Source organism: Verrucomicrobiota bacterium, from assembly GCA_038744685.1.
Classification (GTDB): Bacteria; Verrucomicrobiota; Verrucomicrobiia; order Opitutales; family Puniceicoccaceae; genus Puniceicoccus.
Map to the genome: position 1 here is coordinate 101,226 of JBCDMB010000007.1, position 20,876 is coordinate 122,101.

Genomic DNA, 20,876 nt, shown 5'->3' on the forward strand with positions numbered 1-20,876 from the left:
GCATTTTTGTTTCGATCAATCTGCCAAACGTCTCCTAGTTTAGCGGTTTGGGACCATCATGAGTGCACACCAGATTCATCATTCTACAGTCGACGCGGAAGCTCCGATCAAGCCGGCTGACTTGCGGGGAATCCTCAAGTATGTCCCGATGTTTCGCGGTCACACGTTCGTTATCTCAGTCGATGGGAGCGTGGTGGCCCACGAGAATTTTCGGAACTTATTGATGGATCTTGCGGTCTTTCGGAGCCTGAACATCCGAGTGGTTCTTGTTCATGGGGTTGGGCAACAGATCCGTTCTCTTGGGGAAGAACGTGGTATAGCGGTAGAGGATGCATATGGGTCGGGACCGACAAACGATGATGTTCTCCATTTAGCAGTCGAAGCCTCAGGGCAGGTAAGCGCCCACATTCTCTCTCAATTTACCGAGCTCGGTATCAGTTGTGCGGTGCCGAATGCCGTTCGGGCAACCGTTAAAGGAATCATTCGGGGAGAGGACTATCAGCGGACCGGCAAAGTGGAGAAAGTGGACAGCCAAATGCTGACTCAGCTTCTCGACTCTGGTATCACGCCGCTCATAAGTCCCGTAAACGCCTCCAGAAGCGGAAGTATTCTCCGCGTGAATTCTGATTGGATTGCAGCCGAAGTCGCTTCCGCTTTGAAAGCTTCCAAGCTCATTTTCCTGACCTCGCACCCAGGGCTCACGGTTCATGGCGAGTCTCTTCTCAACATACCCGCTGAGGTTCTTCGGGAAACGGTTTCGAGGGGACCGGAAGCTATACCGAGCGAGCTTCATTCTAAGGTTGCGGCATCTCTCACTGCTCTTGAAGAAGGGACACCTCGTGCTCACATTCTCGACGGAAGGGTATTTGGCGCACTCTTAACCGAGGTATTTGACAAGGTTGGCCTCGGTACAATGATTCATAGCAATGAATACGATGAAATTCGCCAAGCAGAATCCAGCGACCTTTATTCGCTCTACAATTTGATCCAAAATGCGGCTTCCAGTGACGCAGTGCGCGAACGTTCCCTCGAATCCATCCGAGATTCTATCGAAGATTTTTTCCTTTATGAGATCGACGGTAGTCTGGTTGCGTGTGCTTCGATGATTTCCTACCCTGCTGAACAGGATGGCGAGATCGCGAGCGTATTTGTCCAACCTTTTTACCAGGGACGTGGGGTCGGATTGAAGATGGTAAATTATGCGGAACGCAAAGCAAAGGCGAAGGGACTCAAGAGGCTTTTTGCTTTGAGCACTCAGAGTTTCGCATTTTTCCGCGACGCTTGCGGCTACGAAGAAGCTTCGGAAGATGATTTGCCCGGTTCCCGGCGGGACCTCGTTCACTCGGAAGCTCGGAAGCCAGTGGTTCTCGTCAAGAACCTCAGTTAGCCATGAAGGCAGGTAATCTTTCGGCTACCCATACTGAATCATCCACTATGTTTCTTACCGATTTGAATCGAGACGGCGGAATTGGCTCTAACAGCACACTCGTCGAGATCGGACCTTTTCGTATCTTGGTGGATGCTGGCTTACACCCGAAGAAGAAAGGTAGAGAAGCAATGCCGCGCTTTGATCAAATCAGAGACGTTGCTTTGGACCTGATCATTCTTACGCACTGCCACCTCGATCACCTCGGCACTCTTCCGGTGGTCGCTCGTCAACATCCGAACGCAGAGATTTGGATGTCGCGTGAGTCGTCGGTTCTCGCACCTCGGATGATGCGTAACTCCGTCCGAGTGATGAGCCGTCAGCGCGAGGAGGAGGATGTCCCCGAGTATCCACTTTTCACGGATGGAGAAGTCAGGATGCTAGAGGAAAGGTTCACAGCGGTTCCGGTAGACCGGATCAATCAGCTCCACGCAAATGGAGAGACCCTTGACGTTGAGTTTTTTCATGCGGGGCACGTTCCCGGTGCAGTCAGCGTTCTCTTACGGTATAAAAAAGAGTCGATTCTATTCTCGGGCGATATCTTGTTTACCGACCAACACATCCTACCCGGAGCGGAGGTCGGTGAGCCTGTTGACATCAATACCTTAGTCCTGGAGACGACGCGGGGAATGACCAGTCGCTCAGTAGGAGCAAGTCGTTCCGAGGAAGTGGAACGCCTTGTCAGTACGGTTTCCGAAACGATCCGCCATGGTGGTTCGGTCCTATTGCCCGTGTTCGCTCTCGGACGTATGCAGGAAATCTTCTCCGTTCTCCATGAAGCGTTTCGGACACAAGCCATTCCTGAGTGTCCTGTTTTTGCTTCCGGCCTTGGAATGGACCTTGCCAACTACTTCGATCTTCTTTCCCGGAAAAACAGCGCATTGCAGTTTCGGAAGCGGATTTTGAAAGACATGAATGTCCGGAAGATTCCCAAGGATATCCGACCCGGCAAAAACCCTCCCGGACCTGCGATCTATGTCGTCAGTAGTGGAATGGTCGTAGCCAACACTCCCTCTTACCACCTCGCTGCTGCGATGGTCGGAGAGTCCTCAAACACCATTTGTTTCGTTGGTTACTGTGACCCTGAGGCACCTGGATACGATATTCTATCGGCCGGACATGGGGTTGATATCCTGTTCAAAGAAATTGATTTCGTCGCGACCTGCCGTGCCAAGGTTGAGAAATTTGATCTGAGCAGCCATGCCGATCGCGAGGAGCTTCTCGACTATGCCATCAGAATGAATCCGGGAACTGTCGTGCTCACGCATGGCGACCCGGAGGCAAGGGCCTGGTTCGAGGAGGAGTTGTACGCCAGCGTCCTCGACAGCCGAATCATTGACCCGGAGCCACTTGAGCGTGTCCATTGCTAAGGGTCAGATGGTCGATTCAGGTGTAGATGAGAACTCGGAGAGCTTTCTGGCTGAGGTTTCTGCTTTGGTTTCCGCTCGTCCGGGGCGGCCGTCATGGGATGAATATTTCATGGCCACCTCGTTGTTGATCGCAAGTCGATCTCCCTGCGAGAGGCTTCATGTTGGCTGTGTTCTGGTTTCCGGGGGAACCCACAAGAACCGTATCATAGCGGCGGGCTACAATGGTTTTTTACCGAGCTCACCCCACCTTTCGCGAGTTCGTGACGGTCACGAACAGGGAACCGTGCACGCCGAGCAAAACGCCATTGCGGATGCAGCCAGACGCGGCATCTCCGTCCAGGGAGCCACTGCCTACATCAGTCATTTTCCATGCATCCAATGTGCAAAAGTCCTTGCTGCTGCAGGTATCCAGAAAATCAAGTATTTCTACGACTACCGAAACGACCCTATGGTAACGGAAATTCTTGAAGAATCCGGGATCATCCTAGAGAGTCTAAGTAGCAATGGATAGCACACCACGATTCAACAGTCTTTCCGGTCTATCGGGATCGCTGCTCGTGGCGCACCCGTCACTCCAAGACCCTAATTTCGAAAAGACGGTAATCCTTTTGCCGGTTCACTCCGACGACAGTGGAGCCCTTGGCGTAATCTTGAACAGGCCTACTGGTCAGACTCTAGGGGAAATGTATCCGGAGCAACACTTTGAGAAGCTCGCCCATATTCAGATTTTTGAGGGTGGGCCCGTCGATCACAGTCAGCTCATCCTGACCGCTTGGAAGTGGGATCAGGAAGAGAATTCACATAAGATGTTTTTCGGGATCACCAGTGAACACGCCCTCAATCTCATCGAGGGTGATGATCCAGTAACGGTGCGAGCCTACCTCGGATATGCTGGGTGGAGTGCCGGTCAGTTGGAAGCTGAGCTTCAAGCCCAATCGTGGATCACCAAGCCAATCGCCACTGAAGTCCTGGACCAAGACGGAAACCCGGCACTTTGGAACCAGCTTACCGATGACTCGTTGGCCCAGAACGAGGTGGATCTTTCCTCCGAGGCATCCGACGATGACGAGTTACTGCCCCGTCCGCCCGAGGATCTAGATTTTAATTGATCACCGGAGAGATTGTCTAAGCGGATTCCCGACCTTTTCGGGATCTCAACTTTAGAGTGGAAGCCGCTAGAGCGGTGAGGTCGAGACAGCGAAAAACTAAGACTCCCCCAGAACCAGACTGCTTACAAAATCACCAAGGCCCTCAAGAGGGATACTTTCCTGTTCGCCTGTGGACAGTTCTTTCACGGGAAACAGCCCGCTCTCAACTTCTCTCTCCCCCACCGAAACCACAACCTTGGCCCCGCATCGATTTGCTTCCTTGAACTGCTTCTTAAATCCTGCCTCACGAAACAGGTAAGAAGTTGAAACCCCGGACTGTCGAATCAGCTGCGCTACCTGCAACGCTTTCGGCCTGGCGGTGGCATCTCCAACCGCGACAAAACAATCCGTTCCGGTTTCGGTTCTGGTAAGAAGATCCTTCGACTCCAATAGATCAAGAAGAGTGACATCACCCATTGCGCCTCCCGTTGCCTCCATCGGAGTTCCCGCAACCTTTTCGACCAAGTCGTCATAACGCCCCCCACCGGCGAGCGCACGTCCCTCACCTGTGGATTCAAAAATTTCAAACACCGGACCCGTGTAATAGGCCAGCCCGCGAACAATCCCGAGATCCATGACCGCACAGTTTCCAAGACCCAACGCCTCTACCGACGAGCGAAATTCCTTCCACGAATACAGCAGTTCAGAGGTCCTTTCATTCTCGTCGACTCGGGTGGAGAGACTGAGAAGGAAAGCCCTCAAATCATCATCAGATCGAATCGTCCGTAGCTCCTCCACCCGACCCAGAAAATCCTCGGAAGCCTCCCCGAGGACAGGATTGAGAGACTGGAGGGTCTTTTCAGCGGAAAGTCGCTCGATGCGATCGACCACCGAAAGACATTCATCCTGCTTTTCTTCGGGTATTCCCATCAGATCGAGGAAGCGGGTCCAAATTCGACGATCGCTTAGCCTCACTCGAAAATCTCTTTGCGTTAGACCGCACCTTTCAAGAGCCGCTACGAAGCAGGCAATCACTTCAGCGTCTGCACCCACTGCAGATTCACCCAGAATATCGAGATTGAACTGGAAGAAGGACCGCTGTCTTCCTTTTTGAGGCCTTTCGAAACGATACTGCTCATTCAGAGTGAACCAACGGGCGGGTCTCTTGAGGGAATTCGCCATAGAACCAGCAATTCGGGCGAGGGTTGGGGTCATCTCTGGCCGCAACGCAACCTTCCGTTCACCCCTGTCCTCAAACCAAAAGAGCTGGTCGACTATCTCTTCGCCTGACTTATCCACATACAACTCAAGCGGCTCCAAAACTGGTCCATCAAATTCCTCGAAACCAAACAAATCCGCAGTAGACCTCAAGATGCGAAACACGCGGTTTCGCTCCCGGAAACGTTCCGGTGGAAAGTCCCGAAAACCGGGAAGGGCTTGATACATCGGGACCTTCCTACTCCCGCGACCCGTCGAGCGAATCGAGATCAAGGTGTTTGAGTTTTTCCTTCATCTCTTTACCCGCCTTGAACTTAATCACCGCCCTCGTAGGAATCATCACATCCGTTTCCGGACGGTTCGGATTGCGACCCACCCTTGCTTTTCTCACCTGGATTTGAAAGACGCCGAAGTTCCTAAGCTCGACATTCATCCCTTCGCAAATCGCTTCACCAATGGCGTCGAGCGTCTGTTGCACGATCTCTTTCACATCCTTCTGCGGAAAGTCGTTTCGCGAATCCTCGTAAATCTTGAGGACTATATCTCGTTTTGTCAGGTTGTTGGACATGAAGACGACTTCCGATCAATTTTTCGTTGGAGGCTGCAAAAATCCCTCATACGCGATTCCCTGTCAACGTTTTAGCGAAATTCAAGAGGCAAAATCCAATCGCCGTCGATCATTGCTTTTCAACAGCTTCAGTCGTACCGTCTCGGTTATCTTATCATGAGCGACAAAGAGAAAGAATCAGACAACCCATTTGAGGAGCTGCAGAAACAGATCCAATCGATCATAGGAGATCCGAGGGTCAGGGTTCAAGGAGTTCACGCAACGCCTGCCTCTCCGGCTCCCAGTGGAGAAAAAGGAGAAGACGACGAAAAAGAGGCAAAGGAAAGGTTAGAAAAGATTCGCGGCTTTAAACTGAAGCCGAAAGAAGTCTTTCAACAGCTTGACCGTTACGTCATCGGCCAGAGCGACGCCAAGAAAGTCTTGTCGGTAGCAGTTTGTGACCACTACAACCACATTCGGCGTCAGTTCGAAGCACCCGAGGAAGAGAGGGACTACGAATACCAAAAGCAGAATATCCTCCTTCTTGGACCGACTGGAGTCGGCAAGACCTACCTCATGAAGAATCTTGCTCGGCTCATTGGAGTCCCGTTTGTCAAAGCGGATGCTACGAAGTTTTCTGAGACCGGATACGTGGGTTCTGACGTGGAAGATCTCGTCCGGGATCTTGTGAAGGTTGCCGGTGGTGACGTAGACCTCGCCGAAAAGGGAATCATCTACATCGACGAAATAGACAAAATTGCCAGTGAGGCTGCGAGTGGGTCAAAAGACGTTTCGGGCCGGGGTGTGCAGATCAATCTGCTCAAACTCATGGAAGAGACTGAGGTAAACCCCTTTAGCCAAACCGATATGATGGGTCAGATGCAAGCGATGATGGGAGGCGGACGTGGAAAGACCAGCCGCCGGATTAATACAAAAAACATCCTCTTCATCGTCAGTGGTGCATTTGATCAGCTGGCAAAATCAATACAGAAGCGTGTCGGTAAAACGGGCATGGGCTTCGCGAGTGAAATTGCCGAATCTGAAGAGGACCTCTACCGATACCTGCGCTTGGCCGAGACGAACGACTTTATCCGATACGGGTTCGAACCCGAGTTTGTCGGACGAATTCCGGTCAGGGTCGCTTTCGACTCGCTACGCCCTAAGGATCTCGCGGAAATTATGCAGACTTCTGAAGGCAGTGTTCTGAAGCAATACGTTCGGGATTTTGCCAACCACGGGATCGAGTTGGACGTAAAAGACGAGGCGATTCACGCGATTGCCGAGAAAGCACACGAAGAGCACACTGGTGCGCGAGGAGTGATGTCAGTTCTGGAGCGACTGTTTCGGGATTTCAAATTCGAGCTTCCCTCAACCAACCTCGAGCACCTGACCGTGGACACTGATTTCGTTTCGGACCCAGATGAAAAGCTCTCATCACTTCTCGAGAAACATGCACCTTCGCACTCGATTGACCGCAGCATCATCCAGCCTTTCGTGGACGCGTTCGCAAAGGAGCACTCTCTCAACCTTCGGTTTACGGATGAGGCTCTGTTTTACTTGGTTGAGAAAGCTGAAGGTGTGAGTGGAGACTTCGCCTCATTCTGCACCGAGCACTTCCAAGATCTGCCCTACGGTCTGAAGATTGTCTCGCGAAACTCAGGAGAAAAAGAGTTTCTGATCGACAAAGCCTGTGCGGAAAATCCTGACCGCGAAATCTCAAACTGGGTCATCCAGAGCTTCAAAAAGAACGAGGAATCGACTGAGTAGTAGTCCCGAAGACGAACACCTCTCCCATCCTGTGCATCCATGTCCATCCATGCTAAACACTCTGCATCAGTTTTTGCATGGATTGACATGGATTCATAAGATGCTTCCCTCCCTTAGTCCTCCGCCACCCTAAGTTCTTATTTCCTGATCCTCCAAATCCATGTCAACCCATGCCAATAACAGCGCCTCGAGCGGACCGGTCATTGAGTCTAGTGAGGTCAACCGGATGTTTGCTGGAATCGCCGGGAAGTATGATCGAGCAAATCGGTTTTGCAGCGTAGGGATCGATGTTTACTGGAGGCATCGGACGGTTTCCCGGGCAAAAAAAGAGAAACCGGAAATCGTGATTGATCTGGCTACAGGATCGGGCGATATCGCCCTTCTCTTGCGGAAAAAACTCACTCCAGAGACTGAGGTGATTGGATTGGACTTCTGCGAAGAGATGCTTGAAGAGGCCCGCAAAAAGAATTCGCGCGGAAGTGGACTTTCGTTCCGCCATGGGGATTGTCTGTCTCTTCCGTTGCCTGATGAGTTTGCCTCCGTTGCAACCATCGGGTTTGGTCTTCGGAATCTGGAAGATAGAGATGCAGGTCTGAAGGAAATGTATCGAGTTTTACAACCGGGAGGATCCCTCCTGATTCTCGAGTTCTCCCAGCCCTACCGAATCCTTCGACCACTTTACTATTTCTACCTCAACAAAGTCTTGCCGTGGATCGCTTCTAAGGTCACCGGAAACGTGGACGCTTACCAGTATCTGGGTGGGACGATTGGTGCTTTTCCGGACAGGGATTCACTCTCCACCCAGATCAAAGCTGCGGGATTCGAGTCGGTGAAGGCGACACCACTCACCGGAGGAATCGTTGCTTTGCATCACGCAAGAAAGTAGCCCCTTCTGGGAGAAGATTAAATCTTCCTTTCACGATAGAGAGAAGAATCTGCCACTGCAGCCATCACCTCAAAATCGAGACCTCCACCGAGAAACTCCACGATCTGCTTAGCTGTTTCAAGTGGCTTGCCAACCGCCTCACTGTATCGAACCGGAAGCAGTTCCCAGTTTTCCGCATTAGCGGTTAGTTTGTTAATGTTCCCCAGGTGATTCGCGTAAACTTTTGCTAGACTCTCATCAGAGGTCATGGCTCCGGTCTTCTCTTCCCGATCCAGCATTTTCCGCTGGGACGACAACACCTCAACAACGTCGCGCTCCATAAATATAATTTTACACGGAAGGTCTCGCGGAACGAATCCTAGGAGCGGAGCCACAATCTTGATTGCAGAGCCTAGTGACTCTTTGAGCCACGTTCTGTCCTTGTCCGCTGCCAGCTTCTTTACCCGTTCGTCTTCGTAGTAGCCTTTCGGGTTAGATTCGTCGGAAACCCGGTGTCGGTCCGAAACAATCGGGATGCCTACAGCTTCCAACATCTGCATCATGAGAGAGGTTCCTGAACGCGGTAAACCGGAGACAATGATCAGTATATCTGCGAAGCCCTTCGTTGCTTTACCCATTACCTTTACAATCGGTGGAAACGCTGACAATTCCCGCCGACCTTCGGACCGGTTCTTCTTCGCCTGCTCAGCTTTTTCTTTTGCTAGAACTGCCAACTCTCGATGACGTGTGGCCTTCTCTGGATCTTTTAGAGCCTTTTCGTAGAGAACAACCAACTGCTCATGAGCCGCCGGATACGTGGGGCTCTGTGACACTGCTGTGAGAAGCGTCAACTCTGCCAGCTTTGCCTTGCCCATTCGCATGAGAGCCGTGCCGTAAACCAGATGTGCCCTCGGATTGTGAAAGATCAGTTCCAGCGATCCAAAAGCCTCATCTGCCGCTGCGAAGTGATTTCCTCTTTTCAAATGAACCCGCGCCAGACCTAAGCGGGCATCATGGCTGTTCGGAGCGATTTCGACAACTTTTTGATAACTCTTCTCTGCTTCGTCCCATTGCTCCAGAGCGAAGTGAACGTCTCCGATCTTTGAATACAGGCTGGGTTGGTTCGCGGTCTGAACTTTCGTGGCCTGTTCGAGCGACTCCAACGCTTCCATGTGCTTTCCCTCCAAAGTGAGCACGCAACCATTTAAGTAAGCCAAGGCATGCGGATTGGTCCCTGACTGTCCGCGTAAGCGACGAATCTTCATCTGCGTCGCCCGTGGTAACTCGGCAGGCTCGAATTCCTCACCTTGTTCCTCTGCTTCCTTTTTCCGCTTTTCCTCCTCGGCTTTCAGCTCCTCCTGAAGTTCCTGCAACGCCTTCCCTCCCGACTCTACGGCCGCCTTCTTGCGTTCGAGCTGACGATCAAATGTCTCCCTTGCCTTTTCCCCGTTTTCGAGTGCCAGCCAGCAAGCCAGTAGTTTGGTTCCAAAACGACTCTCCTCCGGCCATCTATCCCACTGCTTTTCGAGGATTTCCACAGCTTCATAGTAAAGACCCCCGTCCATATATGCCTGCGCGAGGTTATACTGGAGTTCACGAAGGGTTTCATCGATCGCTTTACCGCGGTCTGGATTCGGTTCATCGATGTAGCCAAGATCCACAAGCTGCCGGAGCGACTCTCTCGACTCTGCGGCGTCCATTCCCGCCTCAGGTGGATGACGTCCGTCGCCGTACTCCCCCTCGATCTCATCCCAGCTCTCCACAAACTCAACCGTCTCTTCGTCTTCAAAACAATTGAGTAACACCTTGCCGTCCATATCGCGGCCAACCGGCAAACCATAGAGATGAAGAAGGGTCGGTGCGATATCGAGCAGAGAAGCCCCAAAGATCCGCTCTCCTTTTTGAATACCGGGTCCCTTCAAACAGAAAATACCGTAGGGTGAATGTTCGGCGGCAGGTCCAGCCGGCTCATTCGGGATAGATGCCGGACGGAGGTTCCCCGGCTCGAACCCATGGTCCGAGATCAGCATAATGGTCGTATCCTCGCCCGCGAGCTGCAGAAGAACATCCAGCATCATATCGTGATACCGGTAGCCTGCCTCGATCACGTTTTTGTAGAGTTCAAACTCCTCTTCCTTTACCCAAGGCTGCCGCGGGGGATGGAATTTCATGAACCCGTGCCCAAAGTGATCTATGCCATCGTAATACACGGCCATAAAATCCCACGGTTCAAGCTGCATACAAGCAGTAGCAGCTGCATGGATACCAGAGATTTCAGCAATCACCTTTGCGCAGGAAGCCATCCGTTTGTCCTTATCCTGATCGATTTCTGACGCCTTTGGGATAAAGGGTAGAATATGTTCGTTCTGCAACTCAGCGGGGTGAACTCTCATTTCCTTGAGCGGTTCCTCCAATTCCTTGGGGTGAACAGTGCCGGGACGCATGGGCCATTCCTCCTCCAGATTCTTCACGGCCTGCTGAAAGTGATTCGAAATCATTACGCCATTGATCGGCTCCACTGGATGAGAGGGCCACCAGCCGATTACATTACTCTGCCATCCCTGCTGGCTAAAAATGTTCCAGATTGCTTTCGTTTTGCGGGAAAGATTAGTGATCGGACGTATCCCTCCAGTGGCAGGACAAGGTTCGGAAAAGCCATGAATCCCGTGTTTCCACGCTCGTTTTCCAGTGGCAATGCTCGTCCAAAGCATAGGAGATAGAACCGGTCGCACCGTCGCCAAATTCCCCCATACTCCTTCGTCCATCAGGCGCTTCAGAGCGGGCATCTTCCCCTGTTCAACGAGAGGGAGAGCGACATTCCAGTCGGCGGCATCCCAGCCAATGAGTAGGACTTTTCGTTCGGGCATTTTTGTAATCGCTAGCTACGAATCTAGGAATCGTCTACCCCGAAGTGCCAGTTTCTATGGCGTCGAGCTCTGCCCCATATTGAACGTATTTCGCGACCTTACCCGAGCAATCCGCAGACCACGAGGCCGTGGTCCCTCCATTGAGCGCATTTTTTGTTCCCGCGGGTAGAAGAGTCGCCAGCCCCGTTTGTACAACCAATTAGTTGACAGAAACTGACTCAGTTAGTTTTCTGTGTGTATGAAAAATATCACAGTTTCTGTGCCCGACGAGACCTACTACCGGGCACGCGTTCTCGCTGCTGAGCGAAGGACCTCTCTCTCAGCCATCGTCCGAGAAACCCTGAATGCCTTGTCTTCCGAAAGAACGAAGTCAGAGCAGCTTGCCCTTGAGGAGCAACAGATCGTCGACCAAATTCGGATTAGGGGATGCACCTTTACGGCAGCGGACCGTCTAAGTCGTGAAGAAGCCCACGACCGAAATGCGCTTCGTTGACACCAACATTCTGCTCTACCGAGTTAGCCCCGCGCCCGCAGAAAAGGATAAGGCCGAGGTGGCTTCTTCCATCCTCAGAGACCGGGACCCATGCCTCTCGGTTCAGGTCCTTCAAGAGTTCTATGTCCAAGCAACAAGAGAATCGCGGGAAAGCCCACTTTCGCACCCTGAAGCAACCGGCCTTATTGAAACCTGGAAACGATTTTCTGTTCAGCCCATGACCCTTGAGTTGATGGATAACGCTCTGTCCGCAAAGCTGCGGTGGCAACTATCTTTCTGGGACGCTGCAATTATAGAGGCTGCCCGCCTTCAAGCTTGCTCAACTCTACTCTCTGAAGACCTCACTCACGATCAGAATTACGGTGGTATTCAGGTGATCAATCCGTTCATCGATCTGTAAACCCTACTTCGTGAGTTTCGAGTATCTTTGTGGATCTGAGTCTGCACCCAACAGACCACAGTGCCTCGGTCCCTCCGTTGAGCCAATTGATTCCTCCTCAGCGGAGACTCACTGCGTCCACATCAAAGGTCACTCTAACTCCCTCCGGTAGATCAAACTTTTCCAGCAATCCCGATAGGCGTTTTCCCGTCGATTGAACCGCCTCAGTAAAATACCAGAGTTGGACTCGGTATTGGTCGGCGATTTTCTCCACCGGAGGCGGCGCAGGACCCCGTATTTCGACCTCGGCACCGAGGGCCCTTTCGGCCGCCTCGACCCATTTCTCGGCGACAAACCATACCTTTTCTTCATTTCTCCCTTGAAACAACTGACGGATCAGATGACGGAAAGGCGGGTAGCGAAACTCCCTTCGCAACTCCAGCTCCTCGCGAAGAAACCCATCAAAGTCCTGCTGCCGAGCAAACTGGATGGGGGCCGCGTGAGGAGTTACGGTTTGCACGACGACTTCACCGGATCGGTCTCCCCTCCCTGCCCTTCCAGACACCTGAACGATTAACTGAAACGTTCTCTCCGCCGCACGAAAGTCCTCTTGGTGGAGCGAGAGGTCTGCGTCAACCAGCCCAGCCAGAGTCACGTTCGGAAAATCCAATCCTTTCCCGATCATTTGCGTGCCAACCAATACATCGATCTTACCCTTTCTGAAATCGCCAAGCACGCGGCGGAAATGGTTTCGGCGGCGGGCTGAATCCGCATCCAACCGAACGACGGTCGCCCGCGGAAATAGCTTCATCACTGAATCCTCAACCCGTTGCGTTCCCGAACCCTTCCATCGAAAGCCCGCAGAGCCGCAAGAAGGACAGCTGGACGGTGCCACCTCTTCATAACGACACATATGACACCGCATGCGGTTATCCGTGCGATGCAAGGTCAGTCCTACACTGCAATGAGGACATTCGATCACGTGACCGCAATCCGGGCAAAGAGCGGTGGTCGAGTAACCCCGGCGATTTAGAAAGAGAATGACCTGCTCGCCCTTTTCCAGACGATCTGTCATCTTCTCCTTCAATAGATCCGAGAAGAGGCTTGTCCCTTTTCCAACAGACCTGGCGCGTCTCAGATCGACCACATGGAGAAGAGGCATCTGACGGTCATCGATTCTTTTGGTCAAGCGGACCACTGAATACTTGCCCGTTTCAACGTTATAGAGGGTTTCAAGAGCGGGAGTGGCAGAACCGAGAACGCACATGGCGTTTCGGACGTAAGCACGAAGAATCGCGACATCCCGCCCATGGTAGCGCGGAGTCTCCTCTTGCTTGTAGGCTGGCTCGTGCTCCTCATCGACTATGACAAGGCGTAGTGCCGTAAAAGGTGCAAAGACCGCCGACCGCGCCCCCACCACCACATTTGCTCTACCAGCGGCAACCTCCCGGAACGCATCGGCCCGTTGGCCCGCAGACAAATTACTATGCCAAACCACCACCTGTGCTCCGATCGCTTCCAGCCGGCTCCGTACCCTCGCTACTGTTTGTGGCGCCAGGGCAATTTCCGGGACCAAAAACAATACCTGTCCACCCCCAGCGATCGTCTTCTCCATGAGGCGCAGATAAACCTCGGTCTTTCCCGATCCTGTTACCCCGTGAAGTAGCCAGCACGAATAAGCTTCTTGGCTTCGTGCAACCTCCAGCTTCTCGAAGGCTTTACTTTGCTCCTCGGTCAATACCGGAGGCCCCGCTTCCTGAACCGCCTCTCCATCCAATCCGTCTCGATAGGACTCCCGCGATGGAGTTGCGATCGAACAAACCGCCAATCCTTTGCTGACCAAGCCCCCTGCAACCGTCGATGATAGATTCATCCGCCGGAGGATCATCCCCCTAGGCTGCGCCTGCGTTTGGTCGAGAAGAAAAGTGAGAAGCTCAGCCTGGCGAGGTGCTTTCCGTTTGAGCTGATCGATGGCTTCCTCCTTTACCGGACGAACTGCTTCAATCCAAACCTCTGCTTTTGCCGCTTTTCCCTCCCGAACCGGTGCGGGGACCATCGTTTCCACAGTCGCGCGAAAGGAAGCCATGTAGTAGTCGGATATCCACTGGGCCAGTTTTAGGAGATCTCCCGGTAATACCGAACCTTCGGACACGAGCGCACTGACATACTTGATGCGATTCTCCGGCAAATCACAGACGTCACTTACACCTACTACAAGAGCCTTCTGCCGCCCGCCCCGGAGAGGAACAACCACAAGACTTCCGAGAGAGATCGCTCCAAGAGCAGCTGGAACTCTGTAAGTCAATCGAAGGTCGCCCCCACTCAAAGGAACGACCTCAACGAAGGTCGCCGACTCAACAGATCGATTCCCTTTGCTGCTCGACACCCTGAGAGTGAGCGGAAAATCCAACTCCCATTCAACTGAATTTCCCGAATCCGCTTTACACCTCACCCTATCAGTGTCAATTTCGTCTCAATAAGAAATGGAAACACCCCTGACTCAGACAGAAACCGAAGATCCGTGGACCACATTTAGAGATTTTCTTTCCAGCCGTGGATTGAGGATTACAAATCAGCGACACGCTATCTTTAAAGCCGCCTACGAAAGTGAGCACCACTTCACCGCGGAAGAGCTTTTGGACAGTGCGCGGGCAATTGACCATACGGTTTCCCGCGCGACAATTTACAGAACGTTGCCGATAATGGTCGAAAGTGGTTTGATCCGCGAAGTCGACATAGGAAAGGACTACAAATACTACATGGCCCATCGGTCGGCGGATACTTTCAAAGCGCAGGTGATTTGCATGGAAGACGACCAAATCTACGAGGTGGACGCACCTTTTATGGAATGGTATGGCAAGGCAGTCGCCGCCAAACTGGGTCTCGAGGTGGTATCTCAGCGCCTGCAGGTACAGGCGAAATATAGGGCGGATATCGAGGTTAGTGAGGCGGTTGAGGAAGCACGCCGAAAGGCCCTTTCCGGAGGCGTTGCCAAGGTTTAACAAAGGGATGGGGTCAAGTCTCAATCCAACCAGCACAGACGAAGAAAAAGACTACAGTTTCGAAGTCGGTTTTTTCGAGGATCTTTCTCGCCGAAACAGCAAGGACTTGCGCGTTCTTGAGGTCTTGGCGCATTACTACACTAAAAGTGGTAGGGTTGGCGAGGGCCTGAGGGTCGACCGGAGGATTGTTCGCCAGGATCCAGACAATCCAGTGGCTCACTACAACTTGGCGTGTAGCCTGGCATTGCGAAATCGAAAGAAGGAAGCCGTCGAGTCTTTGGAAAATGCGATTAAACGCGGCTACCGTGACATTTCTTGGATGTTGAACGACGAAGATTTGAAAAACCTTCGGGAGTATCGCCCGTTCGTAGTTCTCATTGAGAGAGTGAGGAAGCACTTGGAAGGTGGGGTCGCCTAGCTCATCGGGACGAGTTCGCTACGCTTGGATTTCGGACGATGACGACCCGACTCTCCACGCCTGTTTGGAGGAGGCCTGTTTAAGGGACTCTGAAGAGGATTATCTTCTGGTCTACATCAATCGCCCATCGCTCCATGTGGGAAAGAACCAAAACCTCTGGGCGCAAGTCTCCGCGAAAGAAGTATTTGAGTCCAACGTAAGTCTCCATCGGAGGATTACGGGGGGAGGAACGGTGTACCATGATTTCGGCAATCTTAACTACGCTCTCATCTCGACTGGAGAGCCTCGGGTAGATTTCTGCCGTCATCTCCACTTCCTCTTTCCCTATTTTGAGGCAAGGAAACTCTCGGTGGAGATTCGCAACCGGAGCGATCTATTTAAGGGGGAAGGGAAATTCTCCGGGAATGCCGAGTATTTCTCTGGTCGTCGGATCCTGCACCACGGAACGCTGCTCTTCAAATCTGATTTGAATCGACTGCATTCCCTTCTCACCCCATCTTCCTCGGCATACCGAGATCGGAGCATCGATTCGAACCGCAACCGAACAATCAATCTCTCCACTTTTCTTCCAAAACTCTCCGATACTCGTTCCTTCGCCGAGGATTTCGTTGCTACTCTTCAGGATTTCCATCCGTGTCTCACTCTCCTTGACAAGCCTCCAATCGCGCTCAAGACGGCAAATGAGAAATATGGTGAACGTTTCAAGTCTAACGGGTGGATCTACGGGCGCTCACCAAAATATGAGCTGAGGAAAACGGTGAAGTCTTCTTTCGGAGAAGTGAGCAGCCTCCTCGTTGTTCGGGAGGGTAAAATAATGTCCGCCAGATTCAAGTGCGACGACAAACAATGGGACGAGAGTTTTCAGAGGCTTGCGATCGACCTCGGAGATAAGCTTCACGCACCGTCCGAGATTTCAAAATGCCTCCCAAAGAATGAAAACGCGGACAGATTTAGCTCGTTACTCTCGGACCATTGGCTGGATCTTCTCTTCTAGGTGCTACTGGCAAAACGAACAATGAGTGAATTCGTCTTACAATACGAAAATCTGAATGTCTGCTACGGTTTGAATGAATCCTCCGATTTTGCGCTTAGAGACTTTTCACTTGAGGTCTCTCGGGGCGAGGTCTTTGCACTTGTTGGGGAAAGTGGTAGCGGAAAATCGACTGCTGGATTCGCTGCAGGAGGTCTACTTCAATCCAACAACACTGAGGTGAGCGGCCGAATTGCTGTCGCCGGTCGTTCGATTCCCGCAGATGACTTCGCTACCTTGCGCAAAAACTGTGGAGTTAAGATCGGGTTCGTTTTTCAGGAACCGGCATCTGCGCTTCACCCAACTATCCGGATAAAAACACAAGTTGCCGAGGCCATTCAGCCAAGGAGATCCCGAGAGGAGACGGATCTTCGCGTGGCTCAGCTTCTCGAATCCGTTCAACTCGATCCGGAGAAGCGTATTCTCGGCTCCTACCCTCACCACCTAAGTGGCGGAATGCAGCAGAGGATCGTCCTGGCAATGGCGATTGCCAATTCGCCCCCCGTTTTAATAGCCGATGAACCTACAACAGCGCTCGATCCAACGATTAGGAAAGAGGTGTTGGAGCTCATCCGGAATCAAGCGAGTGAGAACGCCCGGAGTGTGCTTTTGATTACTCATGACCTTGGCGTGGTCTCTCACTATTCAGATCGAATGGCGGTTTTAAAAAAGGGACAGATCGTCGAGAGCGGCGACACTAAGAGGGTCCTAGCAAATCCCCAGCACGAATATACACGGGAACTGATTGCTTCCGCTCTCTGAACAATTTTGCTCCTATACCGATGTTCCCAAGAGAAAAAACTGAAAGCCAACTCCTACTTGAAAACGTTTCAGTTGAGTACCGTGGAGGGTTTAGGGCAGTTCACGAAGTGACCTTTCGAATTGAAGAAGGTGAAAGAGTCGGACTCGTGGGAGAGAGCGGGAGTGGAAAGTCTTCTTTGGCCCGGGCAATTCTCGGGCTACAACCGATCTCCGGCGGATCAATTTCGATCAACGGGAAGACTTATCATGGCAGATCTCAAAAAGAGAGGATCGATCGGGCGCGGTTGGTTCAAATGGTCTTTCAGGATCCATACCATTCACTCAATCCGCGACGATCCATACTGCAAAGTCTTTCTGAAGCAGTTGCTGCCCAAGCCAATCCGCCGCCTGCAAAAGACTATCCGAGTGCCTGCACTAGCCTCCTCGAAAGAGTTGGATTGGATCTTTCGATCCTCCCTCGGTATCCCCACGAATTTAGCGGCGGTCAACGGCAGAGAATTTGCATTGCCCGCGCTCTAGCCGTTCAACCTAGAATCCTAATCTGCGACGAAGCCGTAAGCGCTCTGGACGCGTCTACCCAAGCCTCGGTGGTGCGACTGCTAAAAAAGATCAGCGAGGAAGAAGGTATTAGCCTACTCTTTATCACTCACGATTTACCCCTGATCGAGAGTCTTTGTGAAAGGGTAGTCATCATGCACAAAGGAAACTTGAAAGAGGAGGGACAGTCTGCCGAAGTCTTCTCAACTCCTAAGACAAAGGAGACCAAGAGGTTGTTGGACTCAGTCCTTAGACTGGAGGTGAAAGATGACCGAGTGGACCCGGTTCCTACTGCGAAACCTTTCTCAGGTGAGAATGCCTGATCACAATTTCCGTCGGGATGACTTGGCGCACTGGCACCTTTCCCCGTTTTTCGATTCCGTCAATGATCCCATTGACCGCTGCTTGCATCAGTAGATGAATATTTTGGTCCACCGTTGTGAGCTTTGGTTCGGTAAAAGACGCGACATCAAGGTTATCGTGACCTACCACCGATAGGTCTCCAGGAATTTGAACTCCCGCACTTCGAAGATGAGTGATCAGACCAATCGCAACACGGTCATTCACCGCGACAACTGCCGAGGGTTTCTTTTTCTCCTTCAAAACCATTTTTCCAAGTCTCTCTCCATACTCATAGTCATGTGTAACCATTCCAGGTTCGAATAGTGACCAAATCTTTGTTGCCTTTCGGCGAGAGAGGAAAAGCTCTACTCCTTTCAAACGCTGAAAGCTGTATGGATACTCCGGATCGAAACCAGCGAGGCCAAAAGAGCGGTGTTGCTCCTTCCAAAGCAGTTCGAGCATTTTTTCCATGGCACCCGCACGGTCGACCTCAACGGAAGGGAAGTCGACGTCTGTCTCTGGATCCACCAGGGAAACCGGTGTTCCAGACTGGACCAGTTCTGCAAAAACTGGAGAGTTTCCCGAAAGGATCGACCCAATCACAACGATTCCGTCGACCTTAAGATTGAGAAATCGGGAAAGCACCTGCTCTTCTAGGACCCGGTTCCGCCCAGTCAGCTCTAAAAGACAGCGAAAACCCTCTTTCCGGAACAGTGCCTGTAGACGACCCACTTTCTTGCTCAGTGAAGGTGAATCCAATTCTTGAATACAGACGCCTATCGTCAAGGTCCTTCCTCCCCGCAACGTTCTCGCGTAAAGACTGGGTTCAAAACCACTCTCTCGAACGAGCGCCCTGACCCGCGCCTCCGTTTTCTTACTCACACCGCCATGGCCGTTCAGCACTCGGGAAACGGTCCAGCGGGACAAGCCTAATGAGCGAGCGAGAGCTTCGGTTGAGTTGATTCTCCGCCTTCGAGAGCCACTCATAGCGACCTCAGACTTTCTCGAGAAGAATACTCATCCCGAATCCTTGTAAAACTGCACCCCTTGACTAGCGAAGCTCAATCTGGCGACCCCTGATCCGATAGGACGGAACAATTCCCCGCTTCCTCATCAGCGAAAAGTGTCTGCGTATATCCGAATCCCGGAGCGAAGACTGATCCGGGTTCAGCGTAAGCGTCCCATAAGCAAGTTCCGCGAGCATCTCGACATAAACCGCATTTCGGGCAGCATCCATTGGAGAATCACCCCAAGTTACCGGGCCCAACCGGTCGACCAAAATCGCGGGAACCAAACTGGGATCTTCACCACTAGCTTCGTAGTGCGCGACAATCTGTTCTCCCACCCTCTCGTAGTAGCTTTCATCGTCAATCTCGTCCTCGGAGGGAACGGTAATAGGAATCTCTCCTTGGAAAAAATCGGCGTGAGCGACCCCTAGACAGGGTATCGCCCGGCCCGCTTGAGCCCACATCGTCGCATACTTTGAGTGGGTTCCGACCACAGATCGAATGTCAGGAAGATCCCGGTACAGACTCAAATGAGCCTCGAGACCGGTAGCAGGCGCTCCCAGGCCCTCTACAACTTGGCCAGTCCGCGCTGAAACGACCAGGTAGTTCTCTGGAGAGAGATTTACGTAATCGATTCCTCGGGGCTTGATCACGACCAGTCCCCTCCTGCGGTCGAAGCCGCTAATGTTTCCCCGGAAATAATCAACCAGTCCGTTTTCAATGAGTTGAAGTGTCGCCTCATGGACGGCCAAACGAAGGTTTTCGAGCATAGAGCCCGAACCAAAACCCATCGACAGATCGAGAGCAACCCTGTAAATTTCGCGGCTTTTGTGAGGTTTTCGACTGGATTATGGTGATTGATTGTCATGCTCATGCTTTCCCTGAGGAAGCAGTTGCAAACCCTCAAAAGTGGGCCTTGGAAAAAGGCGAAAAACACTGGAGTGAACTCGTTCTACCGAGTGGTTCGAAACCTTCGCTTCAGTGCTGGAGGGGGAAAACGGACTTTTACCGAGAAACCGAAAAAGACGGAATCGAATATACCATTCTTTTGGGGTGGTATTGGGAAAACCCAGACACCTGTTCTCTTCACAACGACGAAATGGCAGGTTGGTTACGACAGTTTCCTTCAAAGTTTTCGGCCTTAGCCTCTGTTCATCCAGGGGGTCCACCGCCAGGGGAAGTCGTGGCGAAAGCGGTTGAGCAGGGGTTCTCTGGTTTTGGAGAAATTCATCCAACCGTTCAGCATTCGAGCATTCTAGATCCGTTTTGGCAAGAGCTGGCTGAAAGATCAGCCCAGCAGAATCTTGCGTTCAACTTTCACGTGTCTGAACTGGTGGGGCGGACCCACGGCGGCCGATTGGAAACGCCCTTTCAGGAAATCCAAAGGTTCATTTCTGATCATCCAGAACTCACCGTCATACTTTCACACTGGGGCGGCGGTCTTTTGTTTTATGAACTCAACCCTTTTGTGCGTAAAGAGTTCGCGAACGTTTTCTACGATTCCGCAGCGAGTCCCCTTCTCTACGATCCAAAGATCTTCGAACTAGCTTGTCAGATGGTCGGAGCGGAGAAAATACTCTTTGGCTCCGACTATCCTTTGCGACTTTATCCCGCGAGCGAAAAGGGGCCAGGCCGCGCGAGGTTTCTGAGCGAGATTTCGCAATCAGGACTTTCAGGTAAACAGCTGGACGCGATCCTCCATCGCAACGCCTCGAGGCTCTTCGATATCACTGAGGTGTAATACCGGATTCAGGATAT

The 20,876-nt window shown here is 52.1% G+C and carries 20 protein-coding genes; 14 read left to right on the forward strand and 6 right to left on the reverse strand.

Features of this window, described 5'->3' with window-relative positions:
• The first annotated feature begins 58 nt into the window (after positions 1-58).
• The 4 genes from argA to AAGJ81_06420 are packed head-to-tail and all read left to right on the forward strand — an operon-like array spanning position 59 to position 3,905.
• Complete coding sequence (argA, locus tag AAGJ81_06405; protein ID MEM0965760.1) at positions 59-1,387, forward strand: amino-acid N-acetyltransferase; 1,329 nt, start codon at positions 59-61, stop codon at positions 1,385-1,387.
• 2 nt (positions 1,388-1,389) lie between these two features.
• Entirely contained in the window at positions 1,390-2,796 is a 1,407-nt protein-coding gene (locus tag AAGJ81_06410) for an MBL fold metallo-hydrolase (GenBank protein MEM0965761.1), read from the forward strand.
• Positions 2,783-3,307, forward strand: a complete 525-nt coding sequence (locus AAGJ81_06415; GenBank protein MEM0965762.1) for a deaminase — start codon at positions 2,783-2,785, stop codon at positions 3,305-3,307. The genes AAGJ81_06410 and AAGJ81_06415 overlap by 14 nt, the downstream gene beginning before the upstream one ends.
• Positions 3,300-3,905: a YqgE/AlgH family protein gene (locus AAGJ81_06420; protein ID MEM0965763.1), complete on the forward strand. Its 606-nt coding sequence runs from the start codon at positions 3,300-3,302 to the stop codon at positions 3,903-3,905. Before AAGJ81_06415 ends, AAGJ81_06420 begins: the two co-directional genes overlap by 8 nt.
• Before the next feature lie 96 nt (positions 3,906-4,001).
• Here the strand turns inward: AAGJ81_06420 and hisS are convergent, their stop codons facing one another.
• Positions 4,002-5,330 carry a histidine--tRNA ligase gene (gene hisS / locus AAGJ81_06425; GenBank protein ID MEM0965764.1) on the reverse strand — a complete coding sequence of 443 codons (1,329 nt, stop codon included), beginning with the start codon at positions 5,328-5,330 and terminating at the stop codon, positions 4,002-4,004.
• Between the two features lie 10 nt (positions 5,331-5,340).
• A complete protein-coding gene (locus AAGJ81_06430) occupies positions 5,341-5,670 on the reverse strand; it encodes an HU family DNA-binding protein (protein ID MEM0965765.1) in 330 nt (109 codons plus the stop codon).
• 156 nt (positions 5,671-5,826) lie between these two features.
• Between AAGJ81_06430 and AAGJ81_06435 the strand changes: the two genes are divergently transcribed.
• A complete protein-coding gene (locus AAGJ81_06435; GenBank protein MEM0965766.1) occupies positions 5,827-7,416 on the forward strand; it encodes an AAA family ATPase in 1,590 nt (529 codons plus the stop codon).
• 160 nt (positions 7,417-7,576) lie between these two features.
• Positions 7,577-8,302 (forward strand): bifunctional demethylmenaquinone methyltransferase/2-methoxy-6-polyprenyl-1,4-benzoquinol methylase UbiE, encoded by a 726-nt coding sequence (gene ubiE / locus AAGJ81_06440; GenBank protein MEM0965767.1) that lies wholly within the window; start codon positions 7,577-7,579, stop codon positions 8,300-8,302.
• Positions 8,303-8,319: 17 nt separating this feature from the next.
• Here ubiE and AAGJ81_06445 read toward each other — a convergent pair whose 3' ends face one another.
• Positions 8,320-11,148, reverse strand: coding sequence for an alkaline phosphatase family protein (locus AAGJ81_06445; GenBank protein MEM0965768.1), 2,829 nt, complete (start codon positions 11,146-11,148; stop codon positions 8,320-8,322).
• Between the two features lie 238 nt (positions 11,149-11,386).
• Here AAGJ81_06445 and AAGJ81_06450 point away from each other — a divergent pair, with 238 nt between their 5' ends.
• Both AAGJ81_06450 and AAGJ81_06455 read left to right on the forward strand, forming a co-directional pair.
• On the forward strand, positions 11,387-11,641 hold the full coding sequence (locus AAGJ81_06450) for a hypothetical protein (GenBank protein ID MEM0965769.1): 255 nt from the start codon (positions 11,387-11,389) through the stop codon (positions 11,639-11,641).
• Positions 11,628-12,041, forward strand: a complete 414-nt coding sequence (locus tag AAGJ81_06455) for a PIN domain-containing protein (protein MEM0965770.1) — start codon at positions 11,628-11,630, stop codon at positions 12,039-12,041. The genes AAGJ81_06450 and AAGJ81_06455 overlap by 14 nt, the downstream gene beginning before the upstream one ends.
• A gap of 97 nt (positions 12,042-12,138) precedes the next feature.
• On the opposite strand, the gene priA is transcribed toward AAGJ81_06455, so the two are convergent.
• Positions 12,139-14,472 (reverse strand): primosomal protein N', encoded by a 2,334-nt coding sequence (gene priA, locus AAGJ81_06460; GenBank protein ID MEM0965771.1) that lies wholly within the window; start codon positions 14,470-14,472, stop codon positions 12,139-12,141.
• 31 nt (positions 14,473-14,503) lie between these two features.
• Here priA and AAGJ81_06465 point away from each other — a divergent pair, with 31 nt between their 5' ends.
• The 5 genes from AAGJ81_06465 (at position 14,504) to AAGJ81_06485 (ending at position 18,092) form a co-directional block, all read left to right on the forward strand.
• Positions 14,504-15,022 (forward strand): transcriptional repressor, encoded by a 519-nt coding sequence (locus AAGJ81_06465; protein MEM0965772.1) that lies wholly within the window; start codon positions 14,504-14,506, stop codon positions 15,020-15,022.
• 7 nt (positions 15,023-15,029) lie between these two features.
• The gene (locus AAGJ81_06470) at positions 15,030-15,440 is read left to right on the forward strand and encodes a hypothetical protein (protein ID MEM0965773.1); all 411 of its coding nucleotides are present in this window, start codon (positions 15,030-15,032) and stop codon (positions 15,438-15,440) included.
• A complete protein-coding gene (locus AAGJ81_06475) occupies positions 15,427-16,434 on the forward strand; it encodes a hypothetical protein (GenBank protein ID MEM0965774.1) in 1,008 nt (335 codons plus the stop codon). Before AAGJ81_06470 ends, AAGJ81_06475 begins: the two co-directional genes overlap by 14 nt.
• 21 nt (positions 16,435-16,455) lie before the next feature.
• The gene (locus AAGJ81_06480; protein MEM0965775.1) at positions 16,456-17,232 is read left to right on the forward strand and encodes an ABC transporter ATP-binding protein; all 777 of its coding nucleotides are present in this window, start codon (positions 16,456-16,458) and stop codon (positions 17,230-17,232) included.
• A 107-nt stretch (positions 17,233-17,339) separates the two neighbouring features.
• Positions 17,340-18,092, forward strand: coding sequence for a dipeptide/oligopeptide/nickel ABC transporter ATP-binding protein (locus AAGJ81_06485; GenBank protein ID MEM0965776.1), 753 nt, complete (start codon positions 17,340-17,342; stop codon positions 18,090-18,092).
• Here the strand turns inward: AAGJ81_06485 and AAGJ81_06490 are convergent.
• Both AAGJ81_06490 and AAGJ81_06495 read right to left on the reverse strand, forming a co-directional pair.
• The gene (locus AAGJ81_06490) at positions 18,058-19,098 is read right to left on the reverse strand and encodes a LacI family DNA-binding transcriptional regulator (GenBank protein MEM0965777.1); all 1,041 of its coding nucleotides are present in this window, start codon (positions 19,096-19,098) and stop codon (positions 18,058-18,060) included. The genes AAGJ81_06485 and AAGJ81_06490 overlap by 35 nt on opposite strands.
• A 64-nt stretch (positions 19,099-19,162) precedes the next feature.
• A complete protein-coding gene (locus AAGJ81_06495; protein ID MEM0965778.1) occupies positions 19,163-19,888 on the reverse strand; it encodes a class II aldolase/adducin family protein in 726 nt (241 codons plus the stop codon).
• An 80-nt stretch (positions 19,889-19,968) separates the two neighbouring features.
• On the opposite strand from AAGJ81_06495, the gene AAGJ81_06500 reads away from it, so the two are divergent.
• Positions 19,969-20,859: an amidohydrolase family protein gene (locus AAGJ81_06500; GenBank protein MEM0965779.1), complete on the forward strand. Its 891-nt coding sequence runs from the start codon at positions 19,969-19,971 to the stop codon at positions 20,857-20,859.
• Positions 20,860-20,876 lie beyond the last annotated feature (17 nt).

What these genes read in the sequence shown, in the direction of transcription:
- argA (MEM0965760.1), top strand. Translation starts at nt 59, where the DNA reads ATGAGTGCACACCAGATTCATCATTCTACAGTCGACGCGGAAGCTCCG.
- AAGJ81_06495 (MEM0965778.1), bottom strand. Translation starts at nt 19,888, where the DNA reads ATGCTCGAAAACCTTCGTTTGGCCGTCCATGAGGCGACACTTCAACTC.
- AAGJ81_06420 (MEM0965763.1), top strand. Translation starts at nt 3,300, where the DNA reads ATGGATAGCACACCACGATTCAACAGTCTTTCCGGTCTATCGGGATCG.
- ubiE (MEM0965767.1), top strand. Translation starts at nt 7,577, where the DNA reads ATGTCAACCCATGCCAATAACAGCGCCTCGAGCGGACCGGTCATTGAG.
- AAGJ81_06490 (MEM0965777.1), bottom strand. Translation starts at nt 19,098, where the DNA reads ATGAGTGGCTCTCGAAGGCGGAGAATCAACTCAACCGAAGCTCTCGCT.
- AAGJ81_06410 (MEM0965761.1), top strand. Translation starts at nt 1,390, where the DNA reads ATGAAGGCAGGTAATCTTTCGGCTACCCATACTGAATCATCCACTATG.
- AAGJ81_06500 (MEM0965779.1), top strand. Translation starts at nt 19,969, where the DNA reads ATGGTGATTGATTGTCATGCTCATGCTTTCCCTGAGGAAGCAGTTGCA.
- AAGJ81_06465 (MEM0965772.1), top strand. Translation starts at nt 14,504, where the DNA reads ATGGAAACACCCCTGACTCAGACAGAAACCGAAGATCCGTGGACCACA.
- AAGJ81_06455 (MEM0965770.1), top strand. Translation starts at nt 11,628, where the DNA reads ATGCGCTTCGTTGACACCAACATTCTGCTCTACCGAGTTAGCCCCGCG.
- hisS (MEM0965764.1), bottom strand. Translation starts at nt 5,330, where the DNA reads ATGTATCAAGCCCTTCCCGGTTTTCGGGACTTTCCACCGGAACGTTTC.
- AAGJ81_06450 (MEM0965769.1), top strand. Translation starts at nt 11,387, where the DNA reads ATGAAAAATATCACAGTTTCTGTGCCCGACGAGACCTACTACCGGGCA.
- AAGJ81_06445 (MEM0965768.1), bottom strand. Translation starts at nt 11,148, where the DNA reads ATGCCCGAACGAAAAGTCCTACTCATTGGCTGGGATGCCGCCGACTGG.
- AAGJ81_06470 (MEM0965773.1), top strand. Translation starts at nt 15,030, where the DNA reads ATGGGGTCAAGTCTCAATCCAACCAGCACAGACGAAGAAAAAGACTAC.
- AAGJ81_06435 (MEM0965766.1), top strand. Translation starts at nt 5,827, where the DNA reads ATGAGCGACAAAGAGAAAGAATCAGACAACCCATTTGAGGAGCTGCAG.
- AAGJ81_06430 (MEM0965765.1), bottom strand. Translation starts at nt 5,670, where the DNA reads ATGTCCAACAACCTGACAAAACGAGATATAGTCCTCAAGATTTACGAG.
- AAGJ81_06480 (MEM0965775.1), top strand. Translation starts at nt 16,456, where the DNA reads ATGAGTGAATTCGTCTTACAATACGAAAATCTGAATGTCTGCTACGGT.